7 protein-coding genes are annotated in these 8,741 nt (G+C 41.4%); 2 read left to right on the forward strand and 5 right to left on the reverse strand.

The annotated features are described in order from the left end of the window. Positions 1-48 precede the first annotated feature (48 nt). Positions 49-2,298, reverse strand: a complete 2,250-nt coding sequence (locus tag SAPGRDRAFT_RS12835; protein ID WP_002659642.1) for a PD40 domain-containing protein — start codon at positions 2,296-2,298, stop codon at positions 49-51. 940 nt (positions 2,299-3,238) lie between these two features. Continuing rightward, positions 3,239-3,754 carry a hypothetical protein gene (locus tag SAPGRDRAFT_RS12840; protein WP_002659644.1) on the reverse strand — a complete coding sequence of 172 codons (516 nt, stop codon included), beginning with the start codon at positions 3,752-3,754 and terminating at the stop codon, positions 3,239-3,241. A 1,486-nt stretch (positions 3,755-5,240) separates the two neighbouring features. Between SAPGRDRAFT_RS12840 and dndC the strand changes: the two genes are divergently transcribed. Continuing rightward, on the forward strand, positions 5,241-6,512 hold the full coding sequence (gene dndC / locus SAPGRDRAFT_RS12845; RefSeq protein WP_002659645.1) for a DNA phosphorothioation system sulfurtransferase DndC: 1,272 nt from the start codon (positions 5,241-5,243) through the stop codon (positions 6,510-6,512). Positions 6,513-6,519: 7 nt separating this feature from the next. Further along, positions 6,520-7,653, forward strand: coding sequence for an AAA family ATPase (locus tag SAPGRDRAFT_RS12850; RefSeq protein ID WP_037350221.1), 1,134 nt, complete (start codon positions 6,520-6,522; stop codon positions 7,651-7,653). Here the strand turns inward: SAPGRDRAFT_RS12850 and SAPGRDRAFT_RS23525 are convergent. From SAPGRDRAFT_RS23525 to SAPGRDRAFT_RS23535, 3 genes are all read right to left on the reverse strand, one after another. After that, complete coding sequence (locus SAPGRDRAFT_RS23525) at positions 7,650-7,877, reverse strand: hypothetical protein (RefSeq protein ID WP_253271323.1); 228 nt, start codon at positions 7,875-7,877, stop codon at positions 7,650-7,652. The genes SAPGRDRAFT_RS12850 and SAPGRDRAFT_RS23525 overlap by 4 nt on opposite strands. 17 nt (positions 7,878-7,894) lie before the next feature. Further along, positions 7,895-8,221, reverse strand: a complete 327-nt coding sequence (locus SAPGRDRAFT_RS23530; RefSeq protein WP_253271324.1) for a hypothetical protein — start codon at positions 8,219-8,221, stop codon at positions 7,895-7,897. 62 nt (positions 8,222-8,283) lie between these two features. Next, complete coding sequence (locus SAPGRDRAFT_RS23535) at positions 8,284-8,403, reverse strand: transposase (RefSeq protein WP_253271325.1); 120 nt, start codon at positions 8,401-8,403, stop codon at positions 8,284-8,286. Positions 8,404-8,741: the final 338 nt, after the last annotated feature.

Raw genomic sequence — 8,741 nt, forward strand, 5'->3', positions numbered from 1 at the left:
TAGTAGTGGTTAGTTCTATTGACAGCTTAGGCCCAAGAAAGGGGCCGCTTAGATTTCATCATCTTGGCTTAGGCCTCTAAAGCCCTTGCCTACGCGCTCGCCATCTTTATATTCAATGACAAAGGCTTTGGTAAATTGAGTAGAGTTGATAATATGGTATAAGATGTTTAGTGCTTCCGTCTTCTTTTTAAAGCCTATGCTGCCGTCTATATTTCGGCGAGGAGGGACCACCAATACCCGAGTGATGTTCAGTTCGATGGTCTCAAAACTCAATTCATAGTCGCCCAAAGGCCCTTCTTGTAGCTCTTCATATTTAGCGGCCTTGTATCGGCGAACGGCAGAGACCTGGATGACATAAGAGACGCCTTCTTCTGCAGCATCCTCTTGGCTTTCGTCATAGTGCTTATGTAGGCCTTTGCCTAGCTTTTTATTGCTTTTAGGAGCTTCTTCTTTGGGCTCTTCTTTAGGAGGGGGCGTATTGGCAACAATAGGCTCTTCTTCTCCCTTTAGGGGAAGAAGGTTGTTTTTGGCCCAATAGACTTTATTAGAGGGCGAGCGGGCGGCAATTTTAGCCACTCGTTCATAGAGCTCGGCCTCGGTGCTGCCAGCCGGATAAGCCTTGCCCGTTTTAGGGTCTTCTGCTCGCTTGGGCAACTCAAAGGCCTTCTCTTCTCCAGTGTACTCCTGAGGAACAATAGCAAAGAAAGGACTCTTAAATTCCTTTTTGGGAGCTTGAGTAACAAGCTCCGCTGCTCGTAAAGCAATAGGGTTGTTCTGTGTCTCGGATCGCTTAATGTCTAGGGTGGCCAACTCAAAACTAGCCGTTTGATAACCTTCTGCCGTAAGTATGACCAAATAACGCTTGTTGGCCTCTAAACTAATACTATAGCCCTGCAGACCCAGTTTGGCACTATAAACCAACTCTTCATTATCTGCAGTTTGCTCAAAAAGCTGTATCTGTACATCCGCAATCGGCTCTTTTTTGGGGTCGCTCTCGGCATAGATAATTCCCTCTACTTTAAGCTCAATGTTTTTAGCCGCCCCCAAATAATAAATGTTTTCATTGGCCGGGGCCGTCTGCCCTTCTATGCTGCGGTTAGACACAAAGAAACTCCCTTTGGCCCCTTCTGTATAATAGAGCTCATCGGCAGGAGAGTTGATCGGAAAACCAAGGTTTTGGGCCAGCTCCCAACCCTTGCCCGTAGATTGAGCCTTGAAAAGGTCTAGACCACCCGCACTCAAATGCCCATTGGAGCTAAAGTATAGGGCCTGGTCTTTTTCCGAATAGTAAGGACTCAACTCATCGGCAAAGGTGTTGATATTAGGCCCTAGGTTTTGGGGCAAAGAGAAGTTGAAGGACTTGCTTTCTGCCTGCCGAATCGACCGCCAGATGTCATATCCCCCCTTGCTGCCCGGACGATCCGAAGCAAAGTATAAGATTTCTTTCCCATCTTGCTCAACCACAAAGGGGTAGCTACTATTATAGGCGCTCTCATTGATATAAATGGGCAGCGGAATGGGGTTCGACCAGCGCCCACTTTCCTGCACCAACAGATAAATAGCATATTTGCCCTCCTTATTTTTCATCGAAAAATAAAAGCGACGCCCATCTGCAGTAAAGCTCCCTCCAGCAAAATCGCCATTGATTTTGGCATTGCCAGCAAAGGGGGCAGCCTTACTCCAGCTATCTATATTGCCTGTTTTTTCACTGCTATAAAGCACCGTTTTGCGGTCTCTACTCGAGCTAAAATAAAGCTGTCCATTTAACCAAATAGGAGCAAACTCATTCTTCTCTCCATTAATCTGGCTAGACAATAGTTGTAGGGGCAGCTCTTTGGCTTGTTCTGCGGCCTTAATGCCAAACTGACAGCCATCAATTTCATGACTAGCCCGCTCTTTCCAATAATCGGCTTGAGGACCATCATATTGCCCAATAAACTGCCGAAATGCCGATTCTGCCTGCTTGTACTCTCCAGTTTGCTTTAGGGCCAAGGCATATTTTAGCCCCAGCAATTCATAGTCGTTTTTGTCTTCAGCCTTGGCAATGACCAAATACTTTAGGGCCTGAGGATAATCTCGGGCCTTCAAAAAATAGTCTCCAGCCAAATAGGCTAGCTCCATTTGGCTGCGCTTAAGCTCAAAAGCTTGTCCATAACGGACGCCTGCCAAGGCAAAGTCTCTGTCAGCCGCTGCGGCCTCTGCTTCTTTCTTCAGGTCTTTCCAATTTGTCTGTGCAGACAAACTCCCCCATCCCAAACACAGTAGAAGCAAAAAAATAGAAGTGGTTCGTAGTATCATTATTTACACCTTTTAGTGCACCCTTTAGCAAAAGAAATTCCTAACTGGCACTTTATTCAAACTTTTTTTGGGGGCTAATTATTTCCTCAAGCAGAATTTTACTGCTCACAAAAATACAGCTTTTAATCAGAATGAGTACTGCCCCTATACTTTAGAATCGCTTTTTAGCTTTTGATGAGGCCTTTAGGTGGTTATTGTTAGTGGGTTTGGGGCCCGCGGCCTGCTCGGCTTCGCCTCGCTTGGCCGCCGCTATGGTTACTCCCTTCGGTCATCGAACTGCGGACTAAAGTCCTTGTTGTTGGGGCTCGCAGGTCTGCTCGGCCGTTACTCCCTTCGGTCATCGAACTGCGGACTAAAGTCCTTGTTGTCGCTTTTTTCGCTTTGCTCAAAAAACTCGGTCTGGCCTGCGGCCAGCCCGCCGCAGCGCTGGGCCGTTTGGCCTTCGGCCATGGCGGCTTTGCCGCCTGCTACTTATGGCTTGGGGGCTTGTCTCTAGAGGAAAGGGCTGTAGGTTTTCCCCATAATTAAAGATGGGTTGTTTTAGCTAATTGATTATAGCTAGGGAGCAATTGTTTTTCTTTGCACATAAGGTTGTTGCTGGGGTAAACAGAAAATCCCCTCGAATGAGGGGATGCTGTTTTTTAAATTAGCCTAGGGCCTTGGCCTTAGGGGTGTAGATGTAGAGGAGTAAAAAAGGAGCAGCCAATCATCGCCTAGAGACAAGCCCCTAGGCTAATCCAATGGAGTCAGCCCTGAAGGGCCTTAACTGTTGATATACAAGGCCTTGTTCAGTTGTTATTGCAGAGCAGAGCCTTATCTAAAGGCCCTCTTTAGAGGGCTGTCTGAAAAAGTTAGCCTAGGGGCTTGTCCCTAGGCGCAGGAAAGGGCTGTAGGTTTTTACCCAGAGATCAAAGAATTAGCCTATAATTTTCCAACAATCCTAATCCTCTTGTTCTGCAGCATTATCCACATCTTCTTCTTCAGCCATGGCCTCTAGATCGATGCGGCTACGCTTGAAGAACTGGGCCATTTCGGCTACCCAAAAATCAACACCAGGTACGCCAGATTCACTCATGTTCTTTGCCTGCTTATACATCTGAGAAGAAAAGCGCATAGCATCATAATCAAGTAGGGTGCGGGTATCGCGAAGCTTTTCATAAAGCTCATTGGTGCGATACTCAAGGTTTTCAAAAACTTGGCGATGATGGAAATCCTTTTCATATTCCGCTCGATCAAAATAGTGAGGAAGCAATTGTCCTTTTGCTTGATAAAAGCTGTTGGCTTTGAGGATAAAGAGCTTGTTCTGCTCATTGATGCTTCCATAACGTTGACGATCGGCAGGGCTGAGGTTAATGACCTTACCATCTAGAATTTGATCAATTAGGTCAAAGGCGCCATTGATCTGCTGAATAGCAGTGGTTAGCAATTCAATGCTAATTAAATTATGTCGTGCCATAATAAAAAAAATTAAGTAATTAAAATAAACACTAGAGACTAGGTAGAGCAATCATAGCCTAAAAGCTATGGGGGAACTCTTGCCTTTTGTTTATCTGTGTTGTTATAGTTATAAATGTAGGGGTAACTTTTTATAAATGCAAGTTATAACTAAAATTATTTACGTATTTACTTTAAAAAAGCATCTATTTTAACGTTTTGGTTAGTTTTGGACTGGGATAATTGCTTGTAATGCTTCTAAGTCCTTCTTTTTGATTTCTTTAGAATTGATGTTTGGGCTTGCTGGATTAAGGGTATAGGTTGGGAGACCTCAAAATAGACGTCCTCCAACGTCTATTTATAGGTTGATGGACCCCAAATAGACGTCCCCCAACGTCTATTTATAGGTCCCGAACTCCTTGAGGTAGGTTAGTGAACCGCATTATCGACCTTACTAAACCTCTAATAGAGGTTAGTAGACCTATTTGTATAGGTTGTAAGACCCCTTTGGGGTGGTCCCTAAACCTATTTACCCTCCTCCTATGACGACTAATAATACCTTACTATACCCCATGATCGACCTTAGCTAAGCTCTATTTGGGCTTATACAACGTCTCTCATGGGGTTCCACAACCTATCTAATGGAGTTCGGAACGTCTCTCATGGGGTTCCATAACCTATCTAATGGAGTTCAGGACGTCCCTAATGGGGTTCCACAACCTATCTAATGGAGTTCGGGACGTCTCTCATGGGGTTCCACAACCTATCTAATGGAGTTCGGGACGTCTCTCATGGGGTTCCATAACCTATCTAATGGAGTTCGGGACGTCTCTCATGGGGTTCCATAACCTATCTAATGGAGTTCGGAACGTCTCTCATGGGGTTCCACAACCTATCTGCTGGAGTTCGGGACGTCTATCATGCAGTTCCATAACCTATATAATGGAGTTCGGGACGTCTCTCATGGGGTTCCATAACCTATCTGCTGGAGTTCAGGCCTCAAGAAAGGACTTTGAGTAGCTCATCAGGGACTGTTCAGGATTTTGTGTATCCGAATAAAATTTAGGCCTTTAGCTGCTTAGGATTTGGCCAATAGTTGCCTAGGGACAAGCCCCCAGGCTAATCCAATGGAGTCAGCCCTGACAAGGGCCTCAAAGGCTGATATATACGGCTTGGCTAAATAGTTATTGCAGAGCAGGTCCTTATCCAAAGGCCCTCTTTAGAGGGCTGTCTAAAAAAGCTAGCCTAGGGGCTTGTCCCTAGGCGCAGGAAAGGGTAGGCACAAAACTTTAAATAGACTCTAAAGCCCAGTTTGGCAGCCCTTGGGTTGGGGCATGAAAAAGCCCAAGCAAGCTTGGGCGGCAAAAAATAATTCTTCAAATCTATATAGGGTGGATAGTTGTGGGGGAGGTTTGCTTTAACTAAATTGGTTTTAGTCTGTTTAGGTGCTGTAATATGATACTATTAAGCCTTATATTGGGGCCCTTAAACATAAAACCTATTAAGAAATGCTTAATGTCAGATATATTCTAGAGGAAATTAAAGATCAGTACTTAATCGATGATCGTCCTTGGATTATAGGATTTAGCGGGGGGAAAGATTCTTCAGCACTTTTGCAATTTGTGTGGTATGCAATTAGAGAAATTCCAAAGGAAAAACTGACCAAGGAAATACACGTTGTTTGTAATGATACTCTTGTAGAGAACCCTACGGTAGTACATTGGATTGACAAAAATTTAGATGCGATAGAAAGACAAGCCATTAAAGAAAAACTGCCTATTGTTGTTGCTAAAACAACACCAGCACTTGATGATAGTTTTTGGGTAAATTTAATAGGCAAAGGTTATCCTGCTCCAAACAGATTTTTTAGATGGTGTACTGAGAGATTAAAAATAAATCCTACTACAAAATACATAAAAGAACAAGTAGCAAAGAAAGGAGAAGTTATTATCTTATTGGGAACTAGAAAAGATGAGAGCTCTAATAGAAAAAAATCTATAGAGAGATATCAAATTTCCAATAATAGGTTAAGACGCCATGTAGAACTAAATCTTGCATATATTTTTGCGCCGATAAAAGAGGTGACTACAAATGAAATATGGCAATATTTACTACAGGCACCTTCTCCATGGAATGGAACAAACAGAGACCTAATAACACTCTATAGAAATGGTACAGGTGGTGATTGTCCTTTAGTTATTGATACGACAACTCCATCATGTGGACAGAGTAGGTTCGGCTGCTGGGTATGTACTGTTGTTAACAGAGATAAGTCAATGGAGGCTTTGATTGATAACGGAGATGAGCATCTAGAACCTTTACTAGATTTGAGAGATTGGTTGGTAGAAAACAGAGACAAAGATAAATACCGCCAAATGAAATTGCGAGATGGACGTCCTGGAAAGGGGCCATATAATATAGATACAAGAGAATATCTTTTAAGGAGATTGCTTGAAGCGGAAAAGGAGTCAGGCGAAAGTTTGATTACGTCTCAAGAGCTAAAAGCAATTCAGATTATATGGCAGATGGATGGCTTCTATAATAATGTGTACGAGACTTACTATAAGGTATATGGACAGACAAAAACATATGAGATGACAGCAAAAGACAAACTGCTCCAAGAGCAACAGAACGCATTAAAAGATAAGTGTCTTCAAGAAGGCATTGATCCAGACAAAATGTTAAACTTGGTGAAGAACGAAAAGGATAAAAAGCTCCTAAAAAAACGCAAAAACATTATTAAAATCATTGACAAAGTCATAGAGTCAGAATTAGCATAAGTCTACTATGAGAATTACAAGAGTAAAATTTAAAAACTTTAAACCTTACTGCGGAGAAGTAAGCGTTGATTTAACGCCAGACAAAGAGAAAAATATTATTCTTGTTGGTGGAGAAAACGGTAGAGGGAAAACCAGTTTTCTTATAGGGGTGGTTTGGTGCTTATATGGAAAAACCATTAAGCAAGTAGATCAAATCTTTAAAGAAGAGGTAGGAAGTACCTATGGCCGTTTTTTAGATAGTTCATTAAACTGGGAAGCTAAAAAGAAAGGGGTTGAGTCCTTCTCTATAGAGATTGACTTAACCAATATCTCATTTAGTTCAACAGGAGAGGAGGATAAGAAAGCAGATATAAAGCTTATTCGTGATTACAATGTCAAGACAGCTAAAGAGACATTTACAGTTCTTGTTGATGGAGAAGAGATGTCTCTGCTATCAACTGATGATGAAAAAACATATTTTGTTAATCAATATCTAGTGCCTTTAGAAATAGCAAAGTTTGTCTTTTTTGATGCAGAAAAAATAGCAGAAATAGCCTCGTTAAAACCAAAGGATCAGGCTTTATTGATCAATAAGGCTTTTGGTCAAATATTAGGGCTAGATACATATGAACATCTACTAGCAGATTTAGATATTTATAAAGGGATTGAGCAGAAAGCTGTAGCCAGTAATGATGTTAAATTAAGCATTACCAACCTTGAGGCAGAACTAGCTAAGGTTAAGCTTCAAATCAAAGAGATAAAAAAGGAGCGGAGTAATATTGAAGAAAAAGTATCAGAGTTAGAGGAGGATATTAGTCTATATACTAATGAGCTAATTCGACGAGGACATGGATCTCTTGGTGAAAATATTGATGAGCTTCGGGAAAAGGAACAACAGTTAAATGTTGAGTTAGAAAAAGCCTCTACACGTTTTAATAATGCCACAGAGCTAATACCTCTATCTATTATTGCTCATAAATTAGCTGAGGCTTGCGAACATATTGATAAGGAGGAACAAATTCAGAATGCAGTAATAGAGAAAAATGCAATTGCTGAGAAAACAAAAGAATTTACAGATAAGCTTTTTGGTCAAGCTCCATTGATGCCAGAAGATGATGATATTAACATAGAGCAAAGATTTTTTTATTATGAGTTTGTTTAAAAATTTCGTTTTAGGAAAATAAGTATAAAGGCTAAATAGTGTAGACTCGCCCAGTTGTCGGCTTTTCTTTCAAAACGAATGAGTAAAATTTTGAATGCGTCAATCCATGCGTTAGTTCGCTCAACAGAAAAGCGTTCTTTGTAAAGTTCCTCATCTATAATATCTTGATAATAAGCTTTTTTTCTATTTCTTTTGTTGTGGTCAATATTAGGGATAATGCCCATTTTTTGGTCAGTTTTCTCTAAGTTTTTTGTCTATCAAACCCTGCATCAGCATTCATAAATAAACCATCAGGAGAGATGTCTGAAAGCTGCAGATCGGCAAGCATTTTTTGGTAAATGACTCTCGATTTCAAACAAATCATTATGGTTTCCCGCAAAAGGCGGAGACATAGCGATTGGCAGCCCATTTTTATCTGTGAGAAAGAGAGCATTTGTGGTTTTGGACTTTTTCGGCCCTGATAACCCACAGCTTCGCCCCCTCTTTTCGCTGGGGTATGACTTCCGTCAAGCTGTATACTAGATAAATCTAAACAAGATTTTTCATGGGCTAGAAATTGGATCCACACTTTTTGCCAAATACCAGACTCGGACCAGCTATTGAAGTAGTAATATACTGTTTGCCAGCAAATTAGAACTTACGTACAAAAAAAGATTGTATCGGTAATTCTCTCCACTGACAACCTGTTTTAAGCCTATAAATTATCGCTTTAACAATTTGCCACAGAGGCGCTTTGGTTTTTCGAGCCAATTTTTTTCGGGAAAAATGCTAATATTTTTCCGTAATAAATTCTTTTGATAAATTCACAACCATGTTGCAAAGCCTTTTTTTGTTTTTGTCGTAATCAACAATAATAAGCGCTTTGCAGCATTTTTTTTGCCTTAGTCTAGCTGCTGACTAAAAAATTTAAACAAGCTCAAGTTAAAGTATCCAACTCAATGGCTTTACTCACGCGTAGCACACTCAAAAATTTATTCAAAAGGGGGATGGTCCCCACTGAAGTGAACTTTGCCGACCTTATCGACTCTACGGTCAATAAAGTAGACGATGGTTTTTCCCAAAGTTCAACTGAGGGCCTTATGTTGGCC

Origin of the sequence: Saprospira grandis DSM 2844, assembly GCF_000275825.1 — a bacterium.
GTDB classification, from domain to species: Bacteria; Bacteroidota; Bacteroidia; order Chitinophagales; family Saprospiraceae; genus Saprospira; species Saprospira grandis_A.

Bases quoted from the DNA above. Each gene is read 5' to 3' on its own strand.
- SAPGRDRAFT_RS12835 (WP_002659642.1), bottom strand. From the start codon at position 2,298: ATGATACTACGAACCACTTCTATTTTTTTGCTTCTACTGTGTTTGGGA.
- SAPGRDRAFT_RS12850 (WP_037350221.1), top strand. From the start codon at position 6,520: ATGAGAATTACAAGAGTAAAATTTAAAAACTTTAAACCTTACTGCGGA.
- dndC (WP_002659645.1), top strand. From the start codon at position 5,241: ATGCTTAATGTCAGATATATTCTAGAGGAAATTAAAGATCAGTACTTA.
- SAPGRDRAFT_RS12840 (WP_002659644.1), bottom strand. From the start codon at position 3,754: ATGGCACGACATAATTTAATTAGCATTGAATTGCTAACCACTGCTATT.
- SAPGRDRAFT_RS23525 (WP_253271323.1), bottom strand. From the start codon at position 7,877: ATGGGCATTATCCCTAATATTGACCACAACAAAAGAAATAGAAAAAAA.